Source organism: Actinomycetospora soli (assembly GCF_021026295.1).
Taxonomy (GTDB): Bacteria; Actinomycetota; Actinomycetes; order Mycobacteriales; family Pseudonocardiaceae; genus Actinomycetospora; species Actinomycetospora soli.
Window position 1 is genome coordinate 1 of sequence record NZ_JAJNDA010000003.1, and the last position, 26,032, is coordinate 26,032.

At 74.5% G+C, this 26,032-nt stretch carries 25 protein-coding genes and 1 pseudogene; 5 read left to right on the forward strand and 21 right to left on the reverse strand.

All coding sequences use genetic code 11. The features are described 5' to 3' along the window. The 7 genes and pseudogenes from LN037_RS04945 to LN037_RS04975 form a co-directional block, all read right to left on the reverse strand. Positions 1 to 1,488: pseudogene (locus LN037_RS04945) on the reverse strand (hypothetical protein); the annotation flags it as partial. 346 nt (positions 1,489 to 1,834) lie between these two features. Further along, entirely contained in the window at positions 1,835 to 3,733 is a 1,899-nt protein-coding gene (locus tag LN037_RS04950) for an arabinofuranosyltransferase AftB family protein (protein WP_230750423.1), read from the reverse strand. After that, complete coding sequence (locus tag LN037_RS04955) at positions 3,730 to 4,959, reverse strand: deoxyguanosinetriphosphate triphosphohydrolase (RefSeq protein WP_372460382.1); 1,230 nt, start codon at positions 4,957 to 4,959, stop codon at positions 3,730 to 3,732. The genes LN037_RS04950 and LN037_RS04955 overlap by 4 nt, the downstream gene beginning before the upstream one ends. Positions 4,960 to 4,993: 34 nt before the next feature. Next, the gene (locus LN037_RS04960) at positions 4,994 to 5,494 is read right to left on the reverse strand and encodes a YdcF family protein (protein WP_308286108.1); all 501 of its coding nucleotides are present in this window, start codon (positions 5,492 to 5,494) and stop codon (positions 4,994 to 4,996) included. 114 nt (positions 5,495 to 5,608) lie between these two features. Continuing rightward, a complete protein-coding gene (locus LN037_RS04965; RefSeq protein WP_230750424.1) occupies positions 5,609 to 6,619 on the reverse strand; it encodes an XdhC family protein in 1,011 nt (336 codons plus the stop codon). Between the two features lie 58 nt (positions 6,620 to 6,677). Then, positions 6,678 to 8,105 carry a glycine--tRNA ligase gene (locus LN037_RS04970; RefSeq protein ID WP_230750426.1) on the reverse strand — a complete coding sequence of 476 codons (1,428 nt, stop codon included), beginning with the start codon at positions 8,103 to 8,105 and terminating at the stop codon, positions 6,678 to 6,680. A 62-nt stretch (positions 8,106 to 8,167) separates the two neighbouring features. Continuing rightward, positions 8,168 to 8,491: an antibiotic biosynthesis monooxygenase family protein gene (locus LN037_RS04975; RefSeq protein ID WP_230750427.1), complete on the reverse strand. Its 324-nt coding sequence runs from the start codon at positions 8,489 to 8,491 to the stop codon at positions 8,168 to 8,170. 73 nt (positions 8,492 to 8,564) lie between these two features. Between LN037_RS04975 and LN037_RS04980 the strand changes: the two genes are divergently transcribed. Genes LN037_RS04980 through LN037_RS04990 form a run of 3 tightly spaced genes read left to right on the forward strand, consistent with a single transcriptional unit; the run spans position 8,565 to position 9,643 of the window. Further along, the gene (locus tag LN037_RS04980) at positions 8,565 to 8,864 is read left to right on the forward strand and encodes a hypothetical protein (RefSeq protein ID WP_230750428.1); all 300 of its coding nucleotides are present in this window, start codon (positions 8,565 to 8,567) and stop codon (positions 8,862 to 8,864) included. Further along, positions 8,861 to 9,196 carry an ArsR/SmtB family transcription factor gene (locus LN037_RS04985; protein WP_230750430.1) on the forward strand — a complete coding sequence of 112 codons (336 nt, stop codon included), beginning with the start codon at positions 8,861 to 8,863 and terminating at the stop codon, positions 9,194 to 9,196. The genes LN037_RS04980 and LN037_RS04985 overlap by 4 nt, the downstream gene beginning before the upstream one ends. A 33-nt stretch (positions 9,197 to 9,229) precedes the next feature. Further along, on the forward strand, positions 9,230 to 9,643 hold the full coding sequence (locus LN037_RS04990) for a Fur family transcriptional regulator (RefSeq protein ID WP_230750431.1): 414 nt from the start codon (positions 9,230 to 9,232) through the stop codon (positions 9,641 to 9,643). A gap of 159 nt (positions 9,644 to 9,802) precedes the next feature. On the opposite strand, the gene LN037_RS04995 is transcribed toward LN037_RS04990, so the two are convergent. The 4 genes from LN037_RS04995 to recO form a co-directional block, all read right to left on the reverse strand. After that, complete coding sequence (locus LN037_RS04995; protein WP_372460383.1) at positions 9,803 to 11,701, reverse strand: BCCT family transporter; 1,899 nt, start codon at positions 11,699 to 11,701, stop codon at positions 9,803 to 9,805. A gap of 122 nt (positions 11,702 to 11,823) precedes the next feature. Beyond that, positions 11,824 to 12,234, reverse strand: a complete 411-nt coding sequence (locus LN037_RS05000; protein ID WP_230750434.1) for a hypothetical protein — start codon at positions 12,232 to 12,234, stop codon at positions 11,824 to 11,826. After that, entirely contained in the window at positions 12,235 to 13,032 is a 798-nt protein-coding gene (locus LN037_RS05005) for an isoprenyl transferase (RefSeq protein WP_230751103.1), read from the reverse strand. It abuts the gene before it with no gap. Between the two features lie 77 nt (positions 13,033 to 13,109). Then, complete coding sequence (recO, locus tag LN037_RS05010) at positions 13,110 to 13,970, reverse strand: DNA repair protein RecO (protein ID WP_230750436.1); 861 nt, start codon at positions 13,968 to 13,970, stop codon at positions 13,110 to 13,112. Between the two features lie 119 nt (positions 13,971 to 14,089). Here recO and LN037_RS05015 point away from each other — a divergent pair, with 119 nt between their 5' ends. Next, positions 14,090 to 14,428 carry a DUF4190 domain-containing protein gene (locus tag LN037_RS05015; RefSeq protein WP_230750437.1) on the forward strand — a complete coding sequence of 113 codons (339 nt, stop codon included), beginning with the start codon at positions 14,090 to 14,092 and terminating at the stop codon, positions 14,426 to 14,428. Between the two features lie 121 nt (positions 14,429 to 14,549). Next, entirely contained in the window at positions 14,550 to 14,921 is a 372-nt protein-coding gene (locus LN037_RS05020; RefSeq protein ID WP_230750439.1) for a nuclear transport factor 2 family protein, read from the forward strand. 82 nt (positions 14,922 to 15,003) lie between these two features. Here the strand turns inward: LN037_RS05020 and era are convergent, their stop codons facing one another. The 10 genes from era to hrcA all read right to left on the reverse strand — a co-directional run bounded on the left by era (position 15,004) and on the right by hrcA (position 25,965). Then, positions 15,004 to 15,903 (reverse strand): GTPase Era, encoded by a 900-nt coding sequence (era, locus tag LN037_RS05025; RefSeq protein WP_230750440.1) that lies wholly within the window; start codon positions 15,901 to 15,903, stop codon positions 15,004 to 15,006. Then, positions 15,900 to 17,153, reverse strand: coding sequence for an L-2-hydroxyglutarate dehydrogenase (lhgD, locus tag LN037_RS05030; RefSeq protein WP_230750442.1), 1,254 nt, complete (start codon positions 17,151 to 17,153; stop codon positions 15,900 to 15,902). Before lhgD ends, era begins: the two co-directional genes overlap by 4 nt. A 1-nt stretch (position 17,154) precedes the next feature. After that, positions 17,155 to 18,594 (reverse strand): hemolysin family protein, encoded by a 1,440-nt coding sequence (locus LN037_RS05035; RefSeq protein ID WP_230750444.1) that lies wholly within the window; start codon positions 18,592 to 18,594, stop codon positions 17,155 to 17,157. Next, complete coding sequence (gene ybeY / locus LN037_RS05040; RefSeq protein WP_230750446.1) at positions 18,591 to 19,151, reverse strand: rRNA maturation RNase YbeY; 561 nt, start codon at positions 19,149 to 19,151, stop codon at positions 18,591 to 18,593. The genes LN037_RS05035 and ybeY overlap by 4 nt, the downstream gene beginning before the upstream one ends. Further along, the gene (locus LN037_RS05045) at positions 19,152 to 20,204 is read right to left on the reverse strand and encodes a PhoH family protein (protein ID WP_230751105.1); all 1,053 of its coding nucleotides are present in this window, start codon (positions 20,202 to 20,204) and stop codon (positions 19,152 to 19,154) included. A gap of 37 nt (positions 20,205 to 20,241) precedes the next feature. After that, on the reverse strand, positions 20,242 to 21,870 hold the full coding sequence (locus tag LN037_RS05050; protein WP_230750448.1) for an ABC-F family ATP-binding cassette domain-containing protein: 1,629 nt from the start codon (positions 21,868 to 21,870) through the stop codon (positions 20,242 to 20,244). Between the two features lie 152 nt (positions 21,871 to 22,022). Next, positions 22,023 to 22,928, reverse strand: coding sequence for an alpha/beta hydrolase family protein (locus LN037_RS05055; protein ID WP_230750450.1), 906 nt, complete (start codon positions 22,926 to 22,928; stop codon positions 22,023 to 22,025). Continuing rightward, on the reverse strand, positions 22,928 to 23,674 hold the full coding sequence (locus LN037_RS05060) for a 16S rRNA (uracil(1498)-N(3))-methyltransferase (RefSeq protein ID WP_230750452.1): 747 nt from the start codon (positions 23,672 to 23,674) through the stop codon (positions 22,928 to 22,930). The genes LN037_RS05055 and LN037_RS05060 overlap by 1 nt, the downstream gene beginning before the upstream one ends. 73 nt (positions 23,675 to 23,747) lie before the next feature. Then, a complete protein-coding gene (gene dnaJ / locus LN037_RS05065; protein ID WP_230750454.1) occupies positions 23,748 to 24,899 on the reverse strand; it encodes a molecular chaperone DnaJ in 1,152 nt (383 codons plus the stop codon). A gap of 46 nt (positions 24,900 to 24,945) precedes the next feature. Continuing rightward, positions 24,946 to 25,965, reverse strand: a complete 1,020-nt coding sequence (gene hrcA, locus LN037_RS05070) for a heat-inducible transcriptional repressor HrcA (RefSeq protein ID WP_230750456.1) — start codon at positions 25,963 to 25,965, stop codon at positions 24,946 to 24,948. Positions 25,966 to 26,032: the final 67 nt, after the last annotated feature.

Consider the following 26,032-nt stretch of genomic DNA (forward strand, 5'->3'; position numbering starts at 1 on the left):
GAGGCGGCGCAGTCCGAGGAGCAGGCGGCGCAGCTCGGACGGCTCGGTGCTCCACCCCGGTATCCCGGTCGACAGCGCGGCTGCCGGGGCGGGATCGGGTGCGGGCGTCGGCGACCGCAGGTTCGCGCCGGGGGAACGGCGGGGCAGGCCGGCGGCGGTGGCGGCCTGCTCCTCCTCCGGCGCGGGTCCGGGGTCCGCCGCGGCCGGCGCGGGGGCCGGGTCGAGCGGCGGGGCGGTGATGATCGGGTAGGGCACCGGGGCGGGGACCTCGGTGGTGTCGTCGTCGACCGGGGACGGCGGGGGCGGCACCACGACGACGGGCGCGAACAGCGACGCGGCCCGCGGCGCGGGGATCGTGGGCGCGGCGGGGGCCGCCGGGACGGGCTCGGCCGGTTCGCGGGCGGCCGGGACCTCCGGGGCGGTCCGCCACGTCCGGGCCTGGCGGACGGTCAGGGGACGCCGCCGGGGGTCCCGCAGGCCGGGCTCGGTGCCGGGTCGGTCCTGCTCCGGGTCGGCCTCGGGCGTCGGCGGGATGTCGGTCGTCGACGGCGTGCCGGTCCCACCGGACGCGTGCAGGTCGCCGTCGTCGTCCCCGTCCGGGATCGGTGACGGCTCACCGGAGACGTCCGGGATGCGCACGGCGCCACTGGCGTCGGCCGGGGCGGCCGGGGCGGCCGGAGGCGGCGGGACCTCCTCGGGCACCAGCAGGGCCGGCCGACCGGCCGGCGGGGCGGACGGCGGCGAGGACGGCGGGAGCGGGGTGGCCGGTCGGCGCTCCGGCAGGAACGCCAGGGCGGGCACGTCGGAGCCGGGGCGGGGGGTGGGCCGGGGCAGGTCGTGGTCGGGGGCCCGTCGGGGTGCCGGCGCGAGGGGCACGGGCGTCCCGGCCGACGGCATCGCGGCCGGCAGGGACCCGGTGGCGGGGCCGTTCGACCGGGGTGCCGCGAGCGGGACGGCGGGCGGGACGGCGGGCGGGGTCGCCGGCGACCGGCGCCGCTCGACGCGGTCGGCGGGCGCGGCCTCCCGGGTGGACCCGGCACTCTCCGCGGGCAGCACCCGGGGGCCCGCAGGCAGGGTTCGCGTGCGCCTCGTGCCGACGCCGGCGAGGGCGCGCCGGGCGAGCGCGAGGTTGCCCTGCTCCCGGTCGATGCGCAGCACCACCCAGACGTCCTCGCCCACGCCGGGGACGGTGCGCACCAGGTGGTGGGCGGACTCCGTCGTCAGGACGACGTCCTCCATCGTGCGCCCGCGTTCGCGCGAGACGTCGGCGATCCGCCGGGCCCAGGTGAGGACGGCGAGGTCCGCGTCGGGCGGGCCGCCGAGCTCCCCGCGGACGTGGTCACCGATCGCGTCCACGACGAGGACGTGGCGGGCGCCGGGGAGGTCTCCGAGCGCGACCAGGGAGTCCGGCAGGGCGGTGACCGCCCCCGGGGTGCCGGTGAGCGGGACCGCGTCGACTGGGGAGGTCCCCCGACCGAGTGCGACCACGCGATTCCTTCGTCGGTCCGATGAACAGGACCGACGCACCGTAGGTTCGCGGTGCGTGAGCGGCAACGAGTCCGAACGGACCAACGACGTCCGATTCATCCGTCTGCCGACGAACGCTGCGTCCCCGGTCCGGGTCGTGCGCACCAGTGCTGGTCCTCGGGCCGGACGCCCTACTCGCTCCGCATCCGGATGAATCCGTGCCGCGCGTTCGGCTACCAGCTAGGCCCGTTCAGGGCAGTCCCACGCGCGCATTCAGCGGTGGGCGCTGGTCCCACCGGCCGTTGGAACACGGTGTCAGGGTTCCGTGAGCATCGGGAAACACCACCGGAACGGAGCAGTGCAGCGCTCAGCGAGCGGGTGGCGTGCACGACACCTCGGCGAGCACCGGGTCGCGCGGGAACCGCAGCTCGGTCCGGGCCGGGGCGCCGACGAGGTTGTCCCAGAACCGTGTCCAGGTCAGCGGCGCCGAGACCGAGTCCCGCAGCTCCACGATCGCCGGGCACCGCAACGCCCGGGCCGCGGCGGCCACGTCCGCACCGGTCGCCGCCCGGCTGTCGACGGCCGCTCCCCCACCGGCCGCGACGAACCACGCGGCGGGGAGGTTCTTGTCGTGGCCGGTGCGCCCGTCGGGGACGTTGGTGGTGTGGGCCGCGAGGGGGTCGGCGAGGCCCACGGTGTCGGTGACCCGCACGTCGAGCGGGTTCAGCGCGCCGGCGGCACCCAGGTTCAGGAACACGAGACCCGAGGGGCTGCCGGGGGCGAGCGGCACGAGGTCCCACTCCGGTCCCGCGGGCCCCGTGCCGCGCGCGAGCAGCGCCACCACCGGCCGCGGAGCGTCCGCCACGAGCGCCGCGCCACCGGCCACGTAGGGGTGGGCGCGGTAGTCGTCGGCGGTGACGGGGTGCGGGTTGCCGAGCAGCTGCGTGTAGAAGCCGCGCTCGTCGGCGATCCCGGACGGCGAGATCCCGTGGTAGTTCGGCCGCGCCGTGGTGCCGACGACGGCCGCCCACACCGCGAGGACCACCAGCGGCAGCACGGTCCGCCGGCGCACCGGCAGGGCCATCACCGGCAGCAGCATCGCGAAGATCGCCGGGAGCAGCATCCGGGCGTGCATGAAGTCGCCGCCGACACGCGTGACGTAGAGCAGCATCGCGAGCCCGCCCAGCACCGGCGCCACGGCCACCGCGACGGTGCCCGCCCGGTCCCAGGCGCGGGTGCGGCGCACGTCCGCCCCGCCCTCCGGCAGGGTGGCCGCGGCGGCGTCCCGACGACGGGCCCACCAGCCCGACCGCGCGACGCGCTGGGCCACCATCAGCAGGGCGGCTGCGGCGAGCACCCCGGCCGGGACGAGGAGCCAGTAGGTCGCCACGGTGTCGCGCAGGTAGGAGTAGCCGCGGCCCCAGCGGGAAACCCCGGCCTCCTTCGCGAGGGCCGTCGACGGCACGAGCAGGCCGTAGTAGCCCGCGCGGAACACCTCGTACGCGAGGGCCGGTGCCACGCAGAGGGCGCCGAGCCCGACGACCCGTCCCGCACCGCGGCGGTCCCGGGGCTGCTCGAGGACGGCGAGCGCGATCCCACCCGCGGCGGCGACGACGGCCAGGTCGGGGCGCACGAGCGGGCCGAGCCCCAGGACGAGCGCGACCGGCCAGGCCGCCCCCGGCCGTCGTCGGGACCCCGCGGCGACGAACAGCCGGGGCTCGCGCTGGGAGCGGCGCACCAGCAGCCACCACGCGAACGCGAGCCAGGAGAAGGACAGACCGGTCTCCAGGCCCGACGTCCCGAAGTCCCAGAACGGCGGCATCGCGAGGACCACGAGCGCCCCGGCGGGCACCACCACGCGGCCGAGTCCGGTCAGCCGGCGGGCCGCGTCCATGCCGAACCCGAGGGCCGCGACCGAGAGCAGGCCGCCGACCACGAGCGCGGCCGGTTCCGGCGGCACGGGCAGCAGGGCGAGGCCGAGCAGCACGACGGTCCAGAGCGTGGAGGTGTTGGTCTCCACCCGCTCGCCGACGTTGAACACGGGGCCGTGGCCCTCGAGGATCTGCCGGACCGTGCGCAGGAAGATCAGGCCGTCGTCGGAGACCCAGCGCCGCTGCCAGACGAGCAGGCCGTAGGCCACGACCGCGAGGGAGAGCGCGACCGCGGTGACCGTCACCGGACGTCGACGCGCCCGCCGGGCGAGGTCGGCCGGCAGGGCGCGGACGCGCGTCGGGGAGGCGGACGCCTGGGCCATCGTGTCGCTCATCGTCCCTCCCCGCGCCGGTGCCAGGACCGGGCCTGCGCGTCGGTCAGGACCGCGACCTGGTCGACGACGACCCGCAGCCGCGCCGCGTCGTCCGGGGCAGCGTCCCACGCCGGGCGGAACGCGGGGTCCAACGCGTCCGGTGCGCCGTCCCACAGTCGCCCGACCAGGTCCGTCAGCAGCCCCCGTTCGGCCTCCTGCGCGCTGAGCCGGACGGGGTCGGACATCACCCAGCGCACCGCGGCCGCCTTGAGCAGGGTCACCTCGGAGCGCGCCCAGCCCGGGACGACGAGGTCGTCGGTCGGCTCCGGGCACTCGCGGCCGGTCGTCGCGATCGTCTCCTCGACCGCCGCGGCCACGAACCGGCCCACGAGCTCGCTGGTGAGGCGCTTGAGCGCGACCTGGGCGGCGAGGCTGCCCGGGGCGTCGAGGTCGGCGACCGCCCGCAGCGGCGGGAACGCCGCGAGCCGGTCCGCCGCGCGGGCCAGCTCGTCGGCCTCGCCGGCGAAGGCCGCGGCCGCCAGGGCGATCAACCCGTCGTCGGGAACGGCGAGGCGGGCGGGGTCGATCCGGGCGGCGAGGATCGCGTCCTCGACGTCGTGGACGGAGTAGGCGACGTCGTCGGACCAGTCCATGACCTGCGCCTCCAGGCAGGCGCGGCGGTCGGTCGGGTCACGGATCCACGCGAAGACCTCGACGTCGTCGGCGTAGACGCCGAACTTCGACCGTCCCCCGGGGCTGCGGCTCCACGGGTACTTCATGCAGGCGTCGAGCGTGGCGCGGGTGAGGTTGAGACCCGAGGCGGGGCCCTCCTCCAGCGTCTTCGGCTCGAGCCGGGTGAGCAGCCGCAGCGTCTGCGCGTTGCCCTCGAACCCGCCGGCCTCGGCCGCGACCGCGTCGAGGGCCCGTTCGCCGTTGTGCCCGAACGGCGGGTGGCCGATGTCGTGGGCGAGGCCCGCGGTGTCGACGACGTCCGGGTCGAGCCCGAGCTCCTCGGCCATCCCCCGGCCGATCTGCGCGACCTCCAGGGAGTGCGTGAGACGCGTCCGCGGCACGCCGGTGATCTCCGCGTCCTCCCCCGGGCCCACCACCTGGGTCTTGCCCGCCAGCCGCCGCAGCGCCGCCGAGTGCAGCACCCGCCCGCGGTCGCGCGCGATCGGCGAGCGCCGGTCCCGGCCGCGCTTGGGCGCCTCGGGTGAGAAGCGCTCGTCCCGACGACGGATGGTCACGGCACCGCCCGTTCCGGCTCCGCTCCGCGGCCCGTCACTGCAGGCCGGGGTCGGAGAAGTCCGACGAGGCGTGCGCGAGGTGGTAGTAGATCAACCCCGCCGTCTCGCGGACGATGTAGAAGACCTGCGTGCGTCGGGTCTGCGACACCGGGCCGCCCTTGGCCGGCGACGTGGTGGCGTCGAGCCCCACGTCCCGGGCCATGGTGCGCGAGCGCAGCGAGTGCCACGGGTCGGACACGATGACCGCCGAGCTCCACCCGCGCTGCCGGGCCACCGAGCCGACGGCCTCGAAGCTGCCCAGGGTGTCGCTGCCCTCGTCGATCGCGAGCACGTCGCGGTTGGGCACGCCGTGCTCGGTGAGCCACCGGTCGCCGCTCTCGGCCTCGGAGAACTGGTCCCCGCGGGCCGCCCCGCCGACCGTGACGATCCGGGGCGCGACGCCCTGCTGGTAGAGCGCGAGGGCGTGCTCCAGCCGGGCCTCGAGCACCGGGGACGGGCGGCCGTCGTACTGGGCGGCGCCGAGCACCAGGATCATGTCGGTCGACGAGCCACCACACGCGCGCCGCCGTCCCGCCGACCAGCAGCAGGGCGATGACCAGCGCGCCGACGACGACCCGCGGCGCCCACGTGAGGGCCGCCCGCGAGCGGCTCACGCCCCGATCTGCCCGCGCCCGGCGGACAGCGCCCCGGGGTCGCGGCCGGACCGGACGGCGAGCACCTCGGCGACGACCGACACCGCGGTCTCGGCGGGGGTGCGGGCCCCGAGGTCGAGCCCGACCGGCCCGTGGATCGTCGCGAGCTGCTCCTCGGTGACGCCCGCGGCGAGCAGCCGCTCGCGGCGCGCGGCCTGGGTGCGGCGCGACCCGAGGGCGCCGAGGAACCCGCGCCCGTGACGCAGGCCCGCGAGCAGGGCCTCGTCGAAGGCCGGGTCGTGGTCGAGCAGCACGAGGACGTCGGCGTCGGTGAACGCCTCGACCGCGGCGGTGGTCTCCGCGACCGTGCCCACCGTGCGGCAGCCCCAGCCGAGGACGCCCGCCTGGGCGGCCAGGGCCTCGCCGAGCGCGCCGGCCCCGACGACCAGCAGGGAGGGCACCGGGACCCAGAGGTCGACGAGCACCTCGGTGCCCGCGAGCTCGGTGCGGTCGGTGGCGGTGGCGCCGCGCCGCAGCAGGCCGGCGAGGTGCTCGGTCGCGGCGGTGTCCAGGGCGCCGGAGCCGAGGGTGCCGTGCCGCTCGGCGAGGTCGCCCCCGACGAGGACCAGCGCGGCGGTGCCGTCGGTGGTCGAGACCAGCGCGGCCGGGACGCCGTCGGCGAAGCCCCGCGCGAGGGCGTGCGCGGCATCGCCGTCGAGGGGGTGCGCGAGGAGCGTGGCGCCGCCCGCGCACGCGAGGCCGGCGGCGACCGCGTCGTCCTCCGCGACGTGCGCCTCCTGCGTGCTCGGGGCGCTCAGGGCCGTGCGGGCCAGCTCCGTGGCGGGCCCCTCGAGGGCGCCCCGGAGCAGGTCCCCCGCCGTGACGATCTCGCCCATCAGCGTGCCGCGCGCGGCCAGGAGCTGCCCGGGTTCGACGGTGCCGAAGCCGTGCCGCGCGAGCACGCGCACGACGCCGACGGGGGCGGCCGGGTCGTCGCCCCCGGCCAGGACCTCACTCAGCTGGGTCACGGGATCCAGCGTAGGTGAGGGGTCCGACGGCCCGGCCGCACCCGTCGTCCCCGACGGGTCAGCAGCCGATGAGCCGCGCGGCGAGGTAGCCCTCGAGCTGGTCGAACGAGACCCGCTCCTGGGTCATCTCGTCGCGGTGGCGCACCGTGGCGGCGCGGTCCTCCATCGAGTCGAAGTCGACGGTGACGCAGAACGGCGTGCCGATCTCGTCCTGGCGCCGGTAGCGGCGGCCGATGGCCCCGGCGTCGTCGAAGTCGACGTTCCAGTGCTGCCGAAGCCGGGCCGCGACGTCGCGCGCGACCGGCGAGAGGTCGGCGTTGCGGCTCAGGGGCAGCACCGCCGCCTTCACCGGCGCGAGGCGCGGGTCGAGCTTGAGCACGGTGCGCTTGTCGACGCCGCCCTTGGCGTTCGGCGCCTCGTCTTCGGTGTAGGCCTCGAGCAGGAACGCCATCATCGGACGGCCGACGCCGGCCGCGGGCTCGATGACGTAGGGCTTGTAGCGGGAGTCGGTCGCCTGGTCGTAGTAGCTCAGGTCGACGCCCGAGTGGTTCGAGTGCGTCGTGAGGTCGAAGTCGGTGCGGTTCGCGATGCCCTCGAGCTCGCCCCACTCCTGGCCGGCGTTGAACCCGAAGCGGTACTCCACGTCCACGGTGCGCTTGGAGTAGTGGGAGAGCTTCTCCTTCGGGTGCTCGTAGTGGCGCAGGTTCTCCCGCGCGATCCCGAGCTCGGTGTACCAGCGGGTCCGCTCGTCGATCCAGTACTGGTGCCACTGCTCGTCGGAGCCCGGCTCGACGAAGAACTCCATCTCCATCTGCTCGAACTCGCGCGTGCGGAAGATGAAGTTGCCCGGCGTGATCTCGTTGCGGAAGCTCTTGCCGACCTGGCCGATGCCGAACGGCGGCTTCTTGCGCGCCGTCGACATGACGTTGGCGAAGTTCACGAAGATCCCCTGCGCGGTCTCCGGGCGCAGGTAGTGCAGGCCCTCCTCGGACTCCACGGGCCCGAGGTAGGTCTTCAGCATCATGTTGAACTCGCGCGGCGGGGTGTACTGGCCGCGGTTGCCGCAGTTCGGGCAGGGCACCGTCGAGAGGTCGAAGTGGACGTGGCCCTCGGCGTCGGTGGACTCGAGCGACGGCCCGCCGGTGCGCTCGGCGAAGTCCTCGGCGAGCTGGTCGGCGCGGAACCGGCGGTGGCAGTTCGTGCACTCCACCAGCGGGTCGGTGAACACGTCGACGTGCCCCGAGGCGACCCACACCTGGCGCGGCAGGATCACGCTCGAGTCGAGGCCGACGACGTCGTCGCGGCCCTGCACCATGTACCGCCACCACTGGCGCTTGATGTTGTCCTTGAGCTCGACGCCCAGGGGGCCGTAGTCCCAGGCCGACCGGGTACCGCCGTAGATCTCGCCCGAGGGGAAGACGAAACCGCGTCGCTTGCACAGATTGACGACGGTCTCGATGCGGGCGCTGCCGGTGGGGGTGGGCACTGAGGACTCTCCTGTTGCTGCTCGCTGGCCCACCCAGCGTATCGAGCGGGTCCGGACCGGCCTCAGCCGAGGATGCTCGGGTGCTCGACGCACCCGCCGTCGGGAAGCCCGGTCAGCCGCCGCTCGAAGGTGGCCTCCTCCGCGGTGGAGGCCGTGGACAGGAACGGGACCACGTGCTCGCGGACGTCGAAGGGCTGCAGCGCGCGCCGGTAGGCGGTGAGGGACTCGAACACGGCCACCAGGACCCACTCCCCCGGCGCCTCGACGGCCCGCGCGACCTCGACCCGCTCGCAGCCGGGCTGCGGGGCCAGAAGCCCGACGGCGCGCCGGGCGCGGTCGAGGAACTCCGCCTCGTCGTCGGGGCGGAAGCGGCAGACCAGGAGCACCGCCGGACCTTATCGACACCGGGTGTCAGTATGGGATTCTGGAGGGCGACGAGCGTCGCCGGAGAGGAGCGCCGTGGCGAACGGACGCGGACGACGGCCCGCGCGGGGCGACCTGCGCCGCCCGCTGCTGCCCGGGACCGGGCCGTTGGCCGGGGTGTCGCCGGTGCTCGTGTTCCTGGTCGTCGCGGTCGTCTTCGGGGCGGGCGTGATCCTCGGCGGGGCCGTCGGCGCGCTGCTGCTCGCGCTGCTGTGCGTCGGGGTCGCGGCGCTGCTCGCCACCACGTGGACCGCGATGTCCCGTCCGGAGCGGCTGGCGCGGGCGCTGGTGCTCGTCGTGCTGGTGCTGGTGACGATCGGGGTGGCGTGGCGATGACGGTCTCCCACGAGGCGCCGACGGTGCCCGACGCCCCCGCGCCGCTGGAGCCGGGCACGCTCGAGGCCGCCGGGGAGCTGCTGCGCGCCCTGGCCGCACCGGTGCGGATCGCGGTCGTCATGCAGCTGCGGGTCTCGCCGCGCTGCGTGCACGAGCTGGTGGACACCCTCGGCGTCACGCAGCCGCTGATCAGCCAGCACCTGCGGGTGCTCAAGGCGGCCGGCGTGGTCCGGGGCGAGCGACGCGGCCGCGAGGTGGTCTACCGGTTGGTGGACGATCACCTGGCCCATATCGTGGTCGACGCCGTCGAACACGTGCAGGAGGACGCATGAGTGCGGGAGACGCAACGCAGCGGAGCTCGACCCATGGTCTCTGAATCACGCCCGACCGTGGTCCCCGGGCAGCGGTCGACCCGGCAGCGCGCGGCGATCGGCGACCTCCTCGACGAGCTCGACGACTTCCGCTCCGCCCAGGACATCCACGAGGAGCTCCGGCGCCGCGGTGAGGGCATCGGCCTGACCACCGTCTACCGCACGCTGCAGGCGCTCGCCGACGCCGGTGAGATCGACGTCCTGCGCACGACGGCGGGCGAGGCCTCCTACCGCCGCTGCTCCGACACCCATCACCACCACCTGGTGTGCCGCGTCTGCGGGCGCACGGTCGAGGTGGAGGGACCCGCCGTCGAGCACTGGGCGGAGAAGGTGGCCGTGGAGCACGGGTTCGCCGAGATCGACCACACGGTGGAGATCATCGGCACCTGTTCGGGCTGCCGTTCCTGACGACGGGTCGCGCCGGCGGCGGGGCCCGGAGACAGCCGTGGCCCACCGCTGACGTCCGGCGTCAGCGGTGGGCCACGGCTGACACCCGGCCCGTGCACACGTGCGCCGTGGCGACCTGCTGACGTCCGGCGTCAGCGGTGGGCCACGACTGCTCTGCGACTACTCCCGGTCGGCGCTCGGACGCCCGGCGGTCTCCCGCTCGGCGCCGCCCGTCGGACCCACCTGCAGCGTGTCGTCGACCCCGTCCGCGTCCGGGCGCCCCGGGGCGTCCGCGGGCACCGGCTCGTCGGACTCGCGGAACGGGTCGCCGTTGCGGCGGACGTCGGCGTAGGTGACGCGCTCGCCTGCCTCGTTCACCGTCGTCCGCCAGGGACCGTCGGCGTCGGCCGGGAACGACTGCACCCGCAGGTAGAAGTCGTCCCCGTGCTTGTCGGTGCCGTAGTCGATCGCCTGCTCGATCACCTCGGTGCCCTTGATCTCGCGCAGCACGACCGGGTCGTGGTTGAGATCGCGGGTGAGGGCGACGCACAGGGCGATCATGATGATCACGAACGGCGCGGCGACCAGGATCGTCAGGTTCTGCAGGCCGGACAGGGCGTCCTCGCCGCCGACCAGCAGCATCACCATCGCGACGAGGCCCATCGTGGCGCCCCAGAAGATGACGACCCACTTCTTCGGCTCGTCGGTGCCGCGCTGCGAGAGCGTGCCGGTGACGATCGACGCGGCGTCCGCGCCGGAGACGAAGAAGATGGCGACCAGCACCATCACCAGGATGCCGGTGACCGTGGCCAGCGGGTAGGCCTGCAGCACCGAGAACAGCTGCGTCTCGGTGTCGGCGCCGGCCGGGTTCAGGCCCGCCTGCTGCTGGGTGATCGCCGTCCCGCCGAAGATCGCGAACCAGAGCAGCGACACGAGGCTCGGCACGAGGATCACGCCGCCGACGAACTGGCGGATCGTGCGGCCGCGGCTGATCTTCGCCAGGAACATGCCGACGAACGGGGTCCAGGAGATCCACCAGGCCCAGTAGAAGACCGTCCACGACGAGAGCCAGTCGAGCATCGGCGCGCCGCCGGTCGCCTCGGTGCGGCCCACCATCTCGAAGAACTCCGAGAAGTAGGCGCCGACCGCGGTGGGCAGCAGGTCGAGGATGATCACCGTCGGGCCGACGACGAACACGAACAGCGCCAGCACGCCGGCCAGCACCATGTTGATGTTCGAGAGCCACTGGATGCCCTTGGCGACGCCCGAGACCGCGGACAGGATGAACGCCGCCGTCAGGACGATGATGATCGGGACGAGCACCTCGTTGCCCGCGTCGGGCAGGAAGCCCGTGGCGTCGAGGCCGCCGCCGATCTGCAGGGCGCCGAGGCCGAGCGAGGCCGCGGAGCCGAACACCGTCGCGAAGATCGCGATGATGTCGATGACCCGGCCGGGCGTGCCGTTGGCGGCCTTCTCGCCGATCAGCGGGATGAAGGCCTGGCTGATGAGCTGGCGACGCCCCTTGCGGAACGTCGAGTACGCGATCGCGAGGCCGACGACGGCGTAGATCGCCCACGGGTGCAGCGTCCAGTGGAACAGCGAGGTGGCCATCGCGGTGCGCAGCGACTCCACCTGGTCCCCGCCGACCACCGACCCCGGCGGCGGGCTGGTGAAGAACGACAGCGGCTCGGCGACGCCGTAGAACATCAGTCCGATGCCCATGCCGGCCGAGAACATCATCGCGATCCACGACACGGTGCGGAACTCGGGCTGCTCGTCCTCTTCACCGAGCTTGATGCGACCGAACTTCGAGAACGCGAGCCAGAGCGCGAACACCACGAAGCCGGTGGCGGCGAGGATGAACAGCCACCCGCCGCCCTTGATCAGCCCGCTGATCATGCCGCTGGACACCGAGCTCAGCGACTCCGTGCTGAGGATGCCCCAGAGCACGAAGACCACGGCCAGCGAGGCGCCGACGCCGAAGACGACCTTGTCGACGGGCACGCCCTTCACGTCGGCGGCCGTTCCACCCTGTTCCTCCGGTGATGTCCCGGGAGGGCTCTCCTGCTGCTGTGTCATACCGGTACGCCCCCCGGCATCCCGGCGGGCGTCCTCCTCTCCGGATGCGACGTCCGGAGCAGCCTACGGGAGGAAAGGGACATACACCGCGCAATCGGGGGAAATCCCGGCGTGACCCGCAGTCAGGAACCACCCGCGAGATCGGCCCGGACCTGCGAGGCCGTTGACACGACGAGCATGAGCAGGGTGCCGAGCGGATCCGCGGCCAGGCCCTCGGCCGGGAACGCGTAGCGCAGGGTCACGTCCCACCCGGCGTCGGTCCGCACGACGCCGAGCGTGCCGAAGAGCCCCTGGCCCGCCCGCTCGGCCATCCGGCGCGGGACGTCGTCGTCGGGGAGGTCCCAGGCGACGACGCAGGTCAGCGAGAGCACGGCGAGGCCCTCGACGAGCTCCACCCCCTGCACCGCGCACGGCACGTCGCCGTGCCGGAAGGAGAGCGCGCCGTCGTCGTCGACGCGGACCTCCACGAACTTCTCGAGTGCCTCGCGGGCGGTGATCAGCAGGGTGGCGGTGGTGGCGGCCTCGCGGCTCACTCAGCTCTCCTCGGCAGGGTCGACCCCGGCGTCGACCCCGGACGCGTCGACGGCGCCACCGTAGCGGCGGTCGCGCGCGGCGTAGATCTCGCAGGCCTGCCAGAGGTGCCGGCGGTCGAAGTCGGGGAACAGCGTGTCGAGGAAGACCATCTCGGCGTACGCGGACTGCCAGAGCAGGAAGTTCGACGTCCGCTGCTCCCCCGAGCTGCGCACGAACAGGTCGACGTCGGGCATGTCCGGCTCGTCGAGGTACCGGGCGAGAGCACGCTCGTCGATCCGCTCCGGGTCGAGCTCGCCGCGCGCGGCCCGTCGCGCCAGCTCCCGCGCGGCCCCGACGATCTCCGCGCGACCGCCGTAGTTGACGCACATGGTGAGGGTGACGACGTCGTTGTCCTTCGTCAGCTCCTCGGCGATCTCGAGCTCCTTGATGACGCTGCGCCACAGCCGCGGCCGCTGACCCGACCAGCGCACCCGCACGCCCATCGCGTGCATCTCGTCGCGCCGGCGCCGGATCACGTCGCGGTTGAACCCGAGCAGGAAGCGGACCTCCTCGGGGCTGCGCCGCCAGTTCTCCGTCGAGAAGGCGTAGGCGCTGATCCACTTGACGCCGACGTCGATGCAGCCGCGCACCACGTCCAGCAGCTGGGCCTCGCCGTGCCGGTGCCCCTCGATCCGCGGCAGCCCGCGCTGGTTGGCCCAGCGACCGTTGCCGTCCATCACGAGCGCGACGTGGTTCGGCACGAGCTCCGCGGGGATCGCCGGCGCCGTGGCGCCCGACGGGTGCGGGGTCGGCGGCATCACCGTGGGGTCGCCCGGACCGCGCAGCCGGGCTCCCGACCGGCCACGGCTCCGTCCGGCGCGCTGGCGCAGGGGGCTCACACGACTCCTTCCGATGCTTCCCGACGACGGGTGTCGTCGGCCTCCTCCGCCGTCGGGACCCCGTCCTCCAGGTCCACCCGGGGGACCGCGCCGCGGCGGTCGACGAGCGGGAGCGAGCGCAGCTGGCGCTCGAGGTGCCACTGCAGGTGGGCGGCCACGAGGCCCGCGGCGTCGCGGCGGGCGTCGGGCGGGCTCTGCTCGGCGGCGGTCCAGTCGCCGTCGCGCAGGGCCTCGAGCAACCGCCAGGTCCACCACGACGGGACGACCGCGCCGCCGGGACGGCAGTCGTCGCACACCGCTCCCCCGGCCGCCACCGCGAAGCGGCGGTGGAACCCGTGCGTCCCGTCGGGGGCGTCGAGGGGCGTCTCGGGCTCGACGCCGCAGCGGGCGCACTCGGTGACGGCGGGCGCGTACCCGGCGATGACCATCGCGCGCAGCAGGTAGGCGTCGAGGACGAGGTGCGGGTCGCGCTGCCCGACGGCGAGGCCGCGCAGGGCGCCGACCAGCAGCAGGAACAGCTCGCGGGCCGGCTCGCCCTCCTCGGGGGTGAGCCGGTCGGCGGTCTCGAGCAGGGCGCAGCCCGCCGTGTACCGGGGGTAGTCCGCGACCAGGTCGCCCCCGAAGGCGTCGACCGTCTGCACCTGCGTGACGATGTCGAGGCTGCGACCGGTGTGCAGCTGCACGTCGACGTGACCGAACGGCTCGAGGCGCGCGCCGAACTTCGAGGTGGTCCGGCGGACGCCCTTCGCGGTGGCGCGGATCTTGCCGTGGTGCTGGGTCAGGAGGGTGACGATCCGGTCGGCCTCACCGAGTTTCTGACACCGCAGCACCACGCCGGTGTCGCGGTAGAGGCCCACGGACCCATCCTGGCACTCCGGTCCGACGGTCGGCGTCGTTCACTCGCTCGGCCCATTGGAGCGTCGACGCCTCCGGTCTACTGTCACGCTCAGTCACATCTGACCCGGGAGGACCCGCCATGACCACTCCGCAGCAGCAGCCCTTCGTCCCCGACCCGACCGCCTACGCCCAACCCCCGGCCCAGCCCGTGGGGTACGGCCCGCCGGTCGCCCACGCGCCGGCCCGGCGCACCAACGTGCTGTCGATCGTGGCGCTCGTCGCGGCGTTCTTCGTGCCGCTCGCCGCGGTGGTCTGCGGGTGGGTGTCGCTGCGCCAGATCGCGCGCAGCGGCGAGAACGGACGTCCGCTGGCGATCACGGCCCTCGTCCTCGGTGGCATCGGCTGTGCGCTGTGGATCCTGTTCTGGGTGCTGATCATCGCCGGCGGAGGCAGCTTCTCGTACTCGTACTCGATCTGAGGCCGGCCGGCGGCTGGTCGGCGGACCCGGCCGGCCCCGGTCCCGAGGTTCACGTCAGACAGGGCCCGCAACCCGCGACGATGCCTGGTGTCACCCTCGATGGCGCCCTAGCGTGGCCCGCGTGGAGATCGCCGGACGGGTCCTCGACGCGCTCGCCTCGACCACGGCGGACGGGCCGCCGCCGGACCTGTTCGCCCCGGACGCCGTCACGTGGCACTCCTTCGACGAGGTCGAGGCCCCGACGGTGCCGGCGACCTTCGACTCGCTGCGTGCGATCCGGGCCGTGGTCCCCGACTTCACGATGGTCGACGTCCGCGCCTACGGCGGGGAGCCGGGCCTGGCGCAGTACGTCGTCACCGGCACGCTGCCCGACGGGTCGCGCCTGCACGCCCCGGCCGCCCTGGTCGTGCACTCCCGCGACGGGCTGGTCACGCGCATCGAGGAGTACGTCGACACCGGTCAGCTGGCGCCGCTGTTCGCGCACCTCGGCTGACCGGCGGTCTCGCGGCTCCGAGGACGGGGCGTCCCTGTCAGTGGATGACAGCAACGACGCTCTCCTGCCACGGGGAGCCGGGTCAGAACCCCAGCTTGCGCAGCTGACGCGGGTCGCGCTGCCAGTCCTTGGCCACCTTGACGAACAGGTCGAGGTGGACCTGCGTGCCCAGCATCTTCTCGATCTGCTGCCGGGAGTTGGTCCCGACCTCCTTGAGCCGCGACCCGCCCCGGCCGATCACGATGGCCTTCTGCGACTGCCGCTCGACGAAGATCTCGGCGCGGATCTTGAGGGTCTTCCCCTCGACCATCTCCTCGACGACGACGGCCAGCGAGTGCGGCAGCTCGTCGCGCACGCCCTCGAGCGCGGCCTCCCGGATGAACTCCGCGATCATCGTGGTCTCGGGCTCGTCGGACAGCTCGCCCTCGGGGTAGAGCGGCGGGCCGGGCGGCATCTGCCCGAGCAGCAGGTCGGTCAGCAGCTCGACCTGCTTCCCCGACACCGCGGACACCGGGACGATCTCGGCGAAGTCGGCGAGCTCCTGCAGCTCCAGCAGGCGCTGGGCGATCACCTCGGGCCGGGCGAGGTCGGTCTTGGTCAGGATCCCGACGACGGGGGTCCGGTCGGCGACCTTGCGCAGCTCCGAGACGATGAACCGGTCGCCCGGCCCCACCGCCTGGTCGGCCGGCGCGCAGAAGCCGATCACGTCGACCTCGGCCCAGGTCGTGCGCACCACGTCGTTGAGCCGCTCCCCCAGCAGGGTCCGCGGCTTGTGCAGCCCCGGGGTGTCGACGAGCACGAGTTGCCCGTCGTCCCGGTGGACGATGCCGCGGATCGCGTGGCGGGTGGTCTGCGGGCGCGACGACGTGATCGCGACCTTCTGCCCCACCAGCGCGTTCGTCAGGGTCGACTTGCCGACGTTCGGGCGGCCCACGAAGCAGGCGAACCCGGAGCGGAAGTCCTCCGGCCAGGGCTGGGTCACGCCGCGTCCTTGCCCTCGAGCCGCGCCACGATCTCGCGCCCGATCGGCAAAGCCGCCGTCGCGGCGGGCGACGGGGCGTTGAGCACGTGCAGTACCCGGATGTCGCCCTCGTCCGCGGTGTCCTCCCTGAACAGGAAGTCGTCCACCAGCGACCCGTCCGGCCGCACCGCCTGGGCCCGCACGCCCGCACGGCGCATGACGTCGTGCGGCGGGTGCAGGTCGGCGGCCGTGGTGCCGGGCAGCATCTTCGAGACCGCCTTCGCCATCGCGGCCTTCGACAGCGAGCGCTGCATCTCGCCGATCCCGTAGCGCCACTGCTTGCCCGCGAGGGCGAGGAAGCCGGGGTCGGTGAGGGTCCCGGCGAGCTCGCGCACCTTCAGCGTCCGCCAGTCGTAGCCCTCCCGGGCGAGCGCCAGGACGGCGTTCGGTCCCACGTGCACGGACCCGTCGACCCCGCGGGTGGCGTGCACCCCGAGGAACGGGAACGCCGGGTCCGGCACCGGGTAGACGAGGCCACGGATGGCGTCGGCCTTCGGCCCGCGCAGGTCGGAGTACTCGCCGCGGAAGGGCACGATGCGCACGCCCGGGTCGAACCCCGAGGCGCGGGCGATCTCGTCCGAGCGTAGGCCCGCGCACACCACGACCTGCCCCGCGAGCAGGTCGCCGCGGTCGGTGCGCACCACGACGTCGGAACGCCGCCGCACCGCCGACCGCACGGCGCGCCCGGTGTGGATCACCGCGCCGCGCGCGACGGCGAGCTCGGCCAGCTTCGCGGTGATCGCCTCGTAGTCGCAGATGCCGGTCGACGGGACGAACAGCCCGGCGACGGCGCTGACGGCGGGCTCGCGCTCGCGCACCCCCGCCGCGTCCAGCTCGTGCACCTCGACGCCGTTGGCCCGCCCGCGGCGCACCAGCTCGGCCATCCGCGGCAGCTCGTCCTCCGAGGTGGCCGCGACGACCTTGCCGCACTCGACGTAGGGCAGGTCGTGCTCCGCGCAGAACGTCTTCGTCTCCGCGCAGCCGGCCACCGCGAGCCGGGCCTTCAGCGAGCCCGGCGCGTAGTAGAGCCCGGAGTGGATGACGTTGGAGTTGCGCCCCGTCTGGTGCCCGGCCAGCGACGACTCGCGCTCGACGAGCGCGACCGACGTGTGCCCGGCGTCGAGCAGGGCCGTGAGCACGGCGAGCCCCACGATCCCGCCGCCGACCACGACGACGTCGTGCCGCGGGCTGGGCCCCGGGACTCCTGACACGTCACCCACGCTGGTCCTCTCCCGTCTCGCCCGCCCGGCGCCCGAGCTCGGCCCCGGTCCGTCGCCCGCTCGCGCTCACGAGCGTGTCGGTCTCGTCCCCGTCGTCCCCGTCGTCCCCGCGCCCGGTGTCGTCGGACTCCTCCGACGGCGGGTGCGGGTCCCACACCAGCACGGACACGATGCGCATCCGGCCCCGATCGTCCTCGCCGCCCTCGGCGCGCAGGCGCAGGCCCCCGACCTCGGCCTCGGCGCCGGGCAGCGGCACCCGCCCGAGCCGCTGAGCGAGCAGGCCGCCGACCGTGTCCACGTCCTCGGCCTCGAACTCGACGCCCGTGGCCTCCTCGAGGTCCTCCACGGGCAGCCGCGCGGACACCCGCAGCGACCCGTCGTCGAGCCGGTCGACGGGGCGGTGCTCCGCCGTGTCGTACTCGTCGGTGATCTCCCCGACGATCTCCTCCAGGATGTCCTCGATCGTCACCAGCCCGGCGATCCCGCCGTACTCGTCGACGACGAGCGCCATGTGGTTGCGGGTGCGCTGCATCTCCCGGAGCAGGTCGTCGACCTGCTTGGAGTCCGGCACGAAGGCCGCCGGTCGCATGATCTCGCCGACCGCGCCGGAGTGGTCCGACGGCGCGTGCTGCGGGTCGTTCTGCCGCGCGGTGGTGAAGCGCACCAGGTCCTTGAGGTACACGACCCCGACCGTGTCGTCGACGTTCTCCCCGATCACCGGGATGCGCGAGTAGCCCGAGCGCAGCGCCAGGGCGAGGGCCTGCCGGACCGACTTGTCCCGCTCGATCCACACCATCTCGGTGCGCGGGACCATCACCTCGCGCACGATCGTGTCGTCGAGCTCGAACACCGACTGGATCATGGAGCGCTCGTCGTCGTCGACGAGCCCGCGGGCCTCGGCCATGTCGACCAGCTCGCGCAGCTCCACCTCCTGGCTGAACGGCCCGTCCCGAAAGCCGCGACCGGGCGTGATCGCGTTGCCGACGAGGATCAGCAGCGAGGCCAGCGGACCGAGCAGCCGGGCGAGGGCGCGGATCGGCACGGCGACGGCGAGCCCCACGCCGTAGGGGTGCTGCAGGCCGATCGTGCGCGGCCCGACCCCGATCAGCACGTAGGACACGACCACGACGACGAGCGCCGCGATCGTCACCGCCCAACCCTCGGAGGACACGAGCTGCAACGCCACGTAGGCGCCGAGCACCGTGGCCACCGCCTCGCAGGTCAGGCGCATCAGGAGCAGGAGGTTGAGGTGGCGCGGCTTGTCCGCGACGACCGCGGCCAGCGACCGCGCGCCCGCCCGGCCCTCCCGCACGAGCCCGTCGACCCGCGCCGGCGACATCGTGGTGATCGCCGAGTCGGCCGCCGCGAACACCCCGGCCAGCGGGACCAGGACGAGCGCGGCGATCAGTTGCCCGATCTGGGCGGCGGTCACGACGGACTCTCGTCCAGGCCCACCGTGCCCAGCAGCTTCGCGTCGGCGGCCCGCTGCCGTTCGCGGGTGAGCCGGTCGCGCTCGGCGCGGGCGCGCTCGGCCACCTCGGCCCGCCAGCCCCCGAGCAGCTCGCCCTGCAGGCCGAACATCTCGGCCTCCTCGTCGGGCTCCGCGTGGTCGTACCCCAGCAGGTGGAGCACGCCGTGCACGGTCAGCAGGTGCAGTTCGTCGTCGAGCGAGTGTCCCGCCGACACCGCCTGGTCCCGCGCGAAGGCCGGGCACAGCACGATGTCGCCGAGCAGGCTCGGCCCGGACGGCGGGGCGTCCGGCCGCTTGGCCGTGTCCAGCTCGTCCATCGGGAAGCTCATGACGTCGGTCGGCCCCGGCAGGTCGAGCCACCGCTCGTGCAGCTCGGCCATCGGCTCGAGCTCCACGAGGAGGATCGACAGCTCGGCGAGGGGGCTCACCCCCATCCGGTCGAGCGCGTAGCGGGCGACGTCGACGATCGGCGCCTCGTCGACGTCGACCCCCGACTCGTTCGCGATCTCGATGCTCATCTAGCGGCCCCGCCGTTCCCGACGGTTCTGCGGCGGGCCGTTGCGCGGGGGCACGGCCTTGGGGCCGCTGTTCTGCCGCGCGTCCCACCGGCCGTAGGCGTCGATGATCTCCGCGACCAGCCGGTGGCGGACCACGTCGGCGCTGGTCAGTTCGCTGAAGTAGACGTCGTCGACGCCGTCGAGGATCTCCCGCACCACGGCCAGCCCGGAGGTCTGGCCCCCGGGGAGGTCGACCTGCGTGACGTCGCCGGTGACGACGATCCGCGAGTCGTACCCGAGCCGCGTCAGGAACATCTTCATCTGTTCCGGCGTGGTGTTCTGGGCCTCGTCGAGGATGATGAACGCATTGTTGAGGCTGCGGCCGCGCATGTAGGCCAGCGGCGCGATCTCGATCGTGCCGGCCGCGAGCAGCTTCGGGACCGCCTCGGTGTCCATCATGTCGTGCAGCGCGTCGTACAGCGGGCGCAGGTACGGGTCGATCTTCTCCGAGAGCGTGCCGGGCAGGAACCCGAGCCGCTCCCCCGCCTCGACGGCGGGGCGGGTGAGGATGATCCGGCTGACCTGCTTGGCCTGCAGCGCCTGCACGGCCTTGGCCATCGCCAGGTACGTCTTGCCGGTGCCGGCCGGGCCGATCCCGAAGACGATGGTGTTGACGTCGATCGCGTCGACGTAGCGCTTCTGGTTGAGCGTCTTGGGCCGGATCGTGCGTCCGCGCCGGGACAGGATGTCCAGGCTCAGCACCTCGGCCGGCGACGCCGACTCCGCGGCGTCGTCGCCGAGCATGCGCACGGTGCGCCGCACGGCGTCGGGGTCGATCTGCTGGCCGCGGCTGGCGAGGACCACCAGCTCGGCGAAGACCCGCTCGGCGAACGCCACGTCGGGCGGCGCGCCGGTGAGGGTCAGCTCGTTGCCGCGGACGTGGACGTCGGCGTCCAGCAGCTCCTCGGCCTCGCGGAGGTTCTCGTCGCGCTTGCCCAACAGCGCGAGCAGCGCGGACTCGGGGACGACGATGCGCGACTCGCCGGACGAGTCGGTGGACGTGGGACTCAGGATGCGTGCTCCCCGTGCGGTGATGCGTGCGTGAACCAGTCTAGACCGCCCCTCCGACACCCAGGTCCAGCGTCGGGCCCGACCAGCGCGACCGCAGCCAGCGGTCGTGCGAGGTCACGACGACGGTGCCCGCCGCCGCGGCGACCGCGGACTCGAGTTCCCCCGCGAGGCGCAGCGAGAGGTGGTTGGTGGGCTCGTCGAGCAGCAGCAGGTCCGGCGCCACGGCGACGGCGATCGCCAGCGACAGCCGCCGCCGCTGCCCGACGCTGAGCGCCCCCACCGCGGTGCCGTGGTCGCGGGGGTGCAGCAGGCCCAGCGATCGCAGCGGCACGGCCTCGGCCACCTCCGCCCCGACCGCCTCGGCGAACGCGTCCCGCGCGGGGAGGTCGTCCCGGGCGAACACCGGGTCCTGGCGCACCAGGGCGACCCGCCGCGCCCCCACCCGCACCCACCCGGCGTCGGGGACGAGGTGCCCGGCGAGCACGTCGAGCAGGGTGGACTTCCCGGTCCCGTTGGGCCCGGTGACCAGCAGTTTCTCCCCGGTCCCGACGTCGAGCCGGGGCAGGTGGAGCCGTCCGGTCACCTGCAGGTCGCGCACCGACACGGTCGCCGCGCCGCCGGTGAGCGGGGCCGCGAACCGGAGGGGTTCCGGCGGCTTCGGCAGGGCCTCGCGCTCGGCCACCTCGAGCCGGCGCTCGGCGTCGTGGACCCGCCGGGCACGGGCACGCTCGACCCCGGCGCCCTTGAACTTCGTGACGAACTTGTCGTTGTCGGTGGGCCCCCGACCCGCGGCGACCGCGCGCAGGTCGACCCGGGTGCGCTCGCGCAGGGCGGCGATCTCCTCCTGCTGGGCGGCGAACGTCTCCTCCCAGCGGCGCCGCGAGTCGGCCCGGGCCACGAGGTAGGCGGTGAACGACCCGCCGAACCGCTGCCCGCCGCGGCCGTCGGTGCCGAGGACCCCGGCGTCGAGGTCGACCAGCTCGGTCGCGACGCGGTCGAGGAACGTCCGGTCGTGGCTCACCGCGACGACGACGCCCGGCAGCTCGACGAGGCTGCGTTCGAGCAGGTCGAGGGCCGCCTCGTCGAGGTGGTTGGTGGGCTCGTCGAGCAGCAGCACCGCCGGCCGCCGCACGAGCGCCGCCGCGAGGGCGAGCCGGGTGCGCTGACCGCCGGAGAGGGTGGCCACCGGACGGTCGCGGTCGAGGTCGGCCACCCCGAGGGTGGCGGCGGTGACCTCGGCGCGCCGGTCGGCGTCCCACGCGTCGTGGGTGACGGCCCACGCGAGCACGGCGTCGTACTCGGCCGCCACGTCGGCGCCGTCCTCGGTCGCCATGCGCGCCGCCAGCTCCTCCAGCCGCCCGACCGCGTCGTGCAGCGGACGGAGCGCGTCGTCGAGCATCCGCCCCACCGTCGACGCATCGGCCCCCGGTTCCTGCGGCAGGTACACGAGGTCCGACGGGACCCCCACCGACCCGGCGTCGGGACGGTCGACCCCCGCGAGCAGGCGCAGCAGCGTGGACTTGCCCGTGCCGTTCTCGCCGATCAGGCCGAGGCGCGTGCCCGGGGCGACGGTGAGGTCGATCCCGTCGAGGACGCGACGAGCGCCGAAGGTCCGGACGAGACCGTGGGCGACGACGGGCTCGAGGCCCGTGATCAGGGCGGGAGACATGACGACACTCCGGACGCGGAGGGCGAGGACCCCGCCGGGCGTGTGCCGCAGCGCGGGTCGAGGCGTCGTCAGAGCTCCATGATGGGACCGACCGTAGCAGCCCCGGCGAGCGCAGGCGCGCGCTTTTCCGGCGTCGCGGCCCGCGCCACCGGTCACCGCAGGAGGCCGAGCACCTCCTCGCGCACCGTCCGCCAGGCGGGCGCGGCCGGGTCGATGAGCTGGAAGTGGTCGACGCCGGGCAGCTCGACCAGGCGCGCCTGGCCACGAGCGGCCGTCGCCGCGGCGACGTAGCGGCGGGACTGGTCGATCGGCACCGTGTCGTCGGCGGTCCCGTGCACCGCCACGACCGGGCACGACGCGGGGACCAGCGCGGCCGGCGAGGCGACGGCGTAGCGCGCGGCCTGGGTGACCGGGTCGCCGCCGAGCAGGTCCTGCGTGGCGGCGCCGCCGAGGTTCTGCTGGGCCGCGGCGACCAGGTCGAGCACGCCGGCCTGCGCGACGACGCCCCGCGGGACGACCACCGGGTCCGCCCCGGGCGCCGGCGCCTGCAGCCGCGAGCGCGAGGCCGCCCACGCCGCGAGGTGCCCGCCGGCGGAGTGGCCGAGGAGCACGACCTTCGTCAGGTCCAGGGAGCGGCCCGCACGGCGGGCGGTCTCCTCGCCCGGCCCGGCGAGCAGGTCCACCGCCGCGGCGACGTCGGCGAGCGTCGTCGGGAAACCGCCGCCGTTGCCGACGCGCCGGTACTCGACGTTCAGCGCCGCGACGTCGGCGTTGGTGAGGTCCACCGCGAGCGGCGTCCCCAGCTCGAGGCCGTACGCCGCGCGCCAGTAGCCGCCGTGGATCACCACGACGACCGGCAGCGGCCCCTCCGGCCCCTCCCCGGGGTCGCCCGGCGGCAGGTGGAGCACCGCGTACTGCGACGGGTCCGGGCCGTAGCGCAGCGGCACCGGCTCGGGGGTGCCCGGGCGCGGCGCCGGCGTCGTCCCGGCGGGGCTCGTCGTGCAGGCCGCGAGCAACCCCGTGAGTCCGAGCAGCCCGAGCAGCGAACGGCGGGCCATCACGCGTCCCACCGACCCGTGCGCAGGCCCAGCGCACCGAGCGCGACGGCCGCCGCGGTCGAGGTCCGCAGCACGTCCGGGCCGAGGCGCACGGGCGTCGCCCCGGCCGCCACGAGCCGCTCCGTCTCGGCCTCGGTCACGCCGCCCTCCGGGCCCACGAGCAGGACGACCTCCTCGCCGAGCGCCACGTCCGCCACCGACACCTCCGCCGTCGCCTCCAGGAGCAGGGCCGTGCTGTGTTCGAGACGTCGGGCGAGCTGGTTCGTCGTCATCGGCTCGGCGACCTCGGGCACCCACGCCCGGCGCGACTGCTTGGCCGCCTCGGTGACGCTCGACCGCCACCGCGCGAGCTGCTTCGCCCCGCGCGGCCCGTCGTCCCACTGGGTCACGCAGCGCTCCGCCCGCCACGGGATGACCGCGTCGATCCCCGCCTCGGTCGCGGTCTCGACGGCGAGCTCCCCGCGGTCGCCCTTCGCCAGGGCCTGGGCCAGCACCAGGCGCGTTCCCGACGGCGGGTCGGTGCGGGTCTCGCGGACCTCCGCGGTCACGTGGCCCTTGCCGACCGCCGTGACCTCCGCGCGCGCCCGCGTCCCGGCACCGTCCCCGACGAGGATCACCTCGCCGGGCGCCACCCGCTTCACGTCGGCCGCGTGCCGGCCCTCGGCGCCCTCGAGGGTGACCACACCCGACGTCGGGACCTCCTCGACGAGGAACAGCGCCGGGCGGCTCCAGTCCGCCCGGCTCACGACGTGGCAGGAAAGCGTCGTTGCTGTCGTCCGGCGTCAGCATCGACGCTTTCCTGCCACGACGGGGTGGACGTCACCGCGTGCGCCCGGCCTTCCGGCGCCCGAACAGCCCGTTGCGGGCCTGGCCCGCGTACTCCGGCTGCTCCTCGCCGCGCAGCGCCGCGAGTTCGCGGAGCAGCTCGGTCTGGCGGGCGTCGAGCTTCTCCGGCACGGCCACGTCGAGGTGCACGAGCAGGTCGCCGCGGCCGTCGGTGCGCCCGGACGAGCGCAACCGCGGCATCCCCTTGCCGCGCAGCGTGTGCACGGTGCCCGGCTGCGTGCCCGGGTCGATGTGCAGCTCCTCGTCGCCCTCGAGCGTGCGCTGGCGCAGCGTCGTGCCGAGCGCCGCGGCCGTCATCGGGAGGCCGACGTGGCAGTGCAGGTCGACACCGTCGCGCTCGAAGTACTCGTGCGGGGCCTCGGTGACCTCGACGTACAGGTTGCCGGCCGGACCACCGCCGGGGCCGACCTCGCCCTGCCCGGCCATCCGGATCCGCATGCCGTCGCCGACGCCCGGGGGCACCTGGACGGTGACCGTGCGCCGCGCGCGGACGCGCCCGTCGCCGGCGCACTGCTGGCACGGGTTCGGGATGATCTCGCCGAGCCCGCGGCACACCGGGCACGGGCGGGCCGTGACGACCTGCCCGATGAAGGAGCGCTGCACGTTCTGGATCTCGCCGCGGCCGCCGCAGGTGTCGCAGGGCACCGGGTGGGACCCGGCCTCCGCGCCGCCGCCCTGGCAGCGCTCGCAGAGCACCGCCGTGTCGACGGTGAGCTCGCGTGCCACCCCGGCGGCGCACTCCTCGAGGGTGAGGTCGATGCGGATCAGGGCGTCCTCGCCGGGCTGCACGCGCCCGCGCGGACCGCGCCCGCCACCACCGCCGGCCGCCCCGAAGAACGCGTCCATGATGTCGCCGAGCCCGCCGAAGCCGGCCCCGCCGAACCCGCCGGCGCCGCCGAAACCACCGCCCGCGGTGGCGTTCGGGTCGCCGCCGAGGTCGACGATGCGGCGCTTCTCCGGGTCGGAGAGCACCTCGTAGGCGCTCTTGACCTGCTGGAAGCGCTCCGCGGCGTCGGGGTTGACGTCGGGGTGGAGCTCTCTGGCGAGCTTCCGGTACGCCCGGCGGATCTCCGCGTCGTCGGCCTCCCGGCTGACGCCGAGGATGTCGTAGTAGTCCGTGGCCACAGTCCGATGTCGTCCTTGATCCGTTGAGTACTGGGGAGCGTTCCGGTCAGCGTCCGCCGACGATCTCGCCGACGTAGCGCGCGACGGCCCGGACCGCCGCGATCGTGCTGGGGTAGTCCATCCGGGTCGGACCGACCACGCCCATCCCACCGAGCGCCGGCGCCGACACGGGGCCGTAGCCGATGGAGACGGTGGAGGTCGCGAACAGGTCCTCGGCCTCGTTCTCCTCACCGATGCGTACCGTGACCTGCGCCGGGTCGCTCGACGCGGCGAGCAGCCGCAGCACCACGACCTGCTCCTCGAGCGCCTCGAGCACGCCCCGCAGCGACGCCGCGTCGGCGCCCTGCCGGGCGAGGTTCGCGGTGCCACCGAGCACGAGCCGCTCCTCGGGGTGCTCCACGAGCGCCTCGACGAGCACGGCGCTCACCGTGGTGACCACCGTCCGCAGGTCGGCGGCCTCCTCGGGCAGGGTCGCGACCGCGGCGGCGGCCGTCGCCAGGGGCTTCCCGACGAGGGCCTGGTTCAACATCGTCCGCAGCCGCGCGACGTCCTCGTCGGACAGGACGTCGCCGAGGTCGACCACCCGCTGGTCCACCCGGCCCGTGTCGGTGATCAGCACGAGCATCAGGCGGGCGGGGGTGAGGCTCACGACCTCGAGGTGGCGCACCGTCGAGCGCGTCAGCGTCGGGTACTGCACCACCGCGACCTGCCGCGTGAGCTGGGCGAGCAGACGCACGCTGCGACGCAGCACGTCGTCGAGGTCGACGGCGCCGTCGAGGAACGTCGCGATGGCCTTCCGCTCGGCCGCCGACAGGGGCTTGACCTGCGCGAGCCGGTCGACGAACAGGCGGTAGCCCTTGTCCGTGGGGATCCGGCCGGCGCTGGTGTGCGGCTGGATGATGTAGCCCTCGTCCTCGAGCGCGGCCATGTCGTTGCGGACCGTCGCGCTGGAGACGCCCAGGTTGTGGCGATCGACGATGCCCTTGCTGCCGACGGGTTCGTTGGTGGCGACGAAGTCCGCGACGATGGCACGCAGGACCGCGACCCGGCGCTCCTCGGCGTTCATCCCGTCGACCTCCTCACGCGTCCGAGAACCCGACACTCCATGGTAGGCGAGACATGGGTGCGAGGTC

What these genes read in the sequence shown, in the direction of transcription:
- LN037_RS04950 (WP_230750423.1), bottom strand. Translation starts at nt 3,733, where the DNA reads ATGAGCGACACGATGGCCCAGGCGTCCGCCTCCCCGACGCGCGTCCGC.
- LN037_RS04960 (WP_308286108.1), bottom strand. Translation starts at nt 5,494, where the DNA reads ATGATCCTGGTGCTCGGCGCCGCCCAGTACGACGGCCGCCCGTCCCCG.
- LN037_RS04985 (WP_230750430.1), top strand. Translation starts at nt 8,861, where the DNA reads ATGACGGTCTCCCACGAGGCGCCGACGGTGCCCGACGCCCCCGCGCCG.
- LN037_RS04990 (WP_230750431.1), top strand. Translation starts at nt 9,230, where the DNA reads ATGGTCTCTGAATCACGCCCGACCGTGGTCCCCGGGCAGCGGTCGACC.
- LN037_RS04995 (WP_372460383.1), bottom strand. Translation starts at nt 11,701, where the DNA reads ATGACACAGCAGCAGGAGAGCCCTCCCGGGACATCACCGGAGGAACAG.
- LN037_RS05005 (WP_230751103.1), bottom strand. Translation starts at nt 13,032, where the DNA reads ATGCCGCCGACCCCGCACCCGTCGGGCGCCACGGCGCCGGCGATCCCC.
- LN037_RS05015 (WP_230750437.1), top strand. Translation starts at nt 14,090, where the DNA reads ATGACCACTCCGCAGCAGCAGCCCTTCGTCCCCGACCCGACCGCCTAC.
- ybeY (WP_230750446.1), bottom strand. Translation starts at nt 19,151, where the DNA reads ATGAGCATCGAGATCGCGAACGAGTCGGGGGTCGACGTCGACGAGGCG.
- LN037_RS05050 (WP_230750448.1), bottom strand. Translation starts at nt 21,870, where the DNA reads ATGTCTCCCGCCCTGATCACGGGCCTCGAGCCCGTCGTCGCCCACGGT.
- LN037_RS05055 (WP_230750450.1), bottom strand. Translation starts at nt 22,928, where the DNA reads ATGGCCCGCCGTTCGCTGCTCGGGCTGCTCGGACTCACGGGGTTGCTC.
- hrcA (WP_230750456.1), bottom strand. Translation starts at nt 25,965, where the DNA reads ATGAACGCCGAGGAGCGCCGGGTCGCGGTCCTGCGTGCCATCGTCGCG.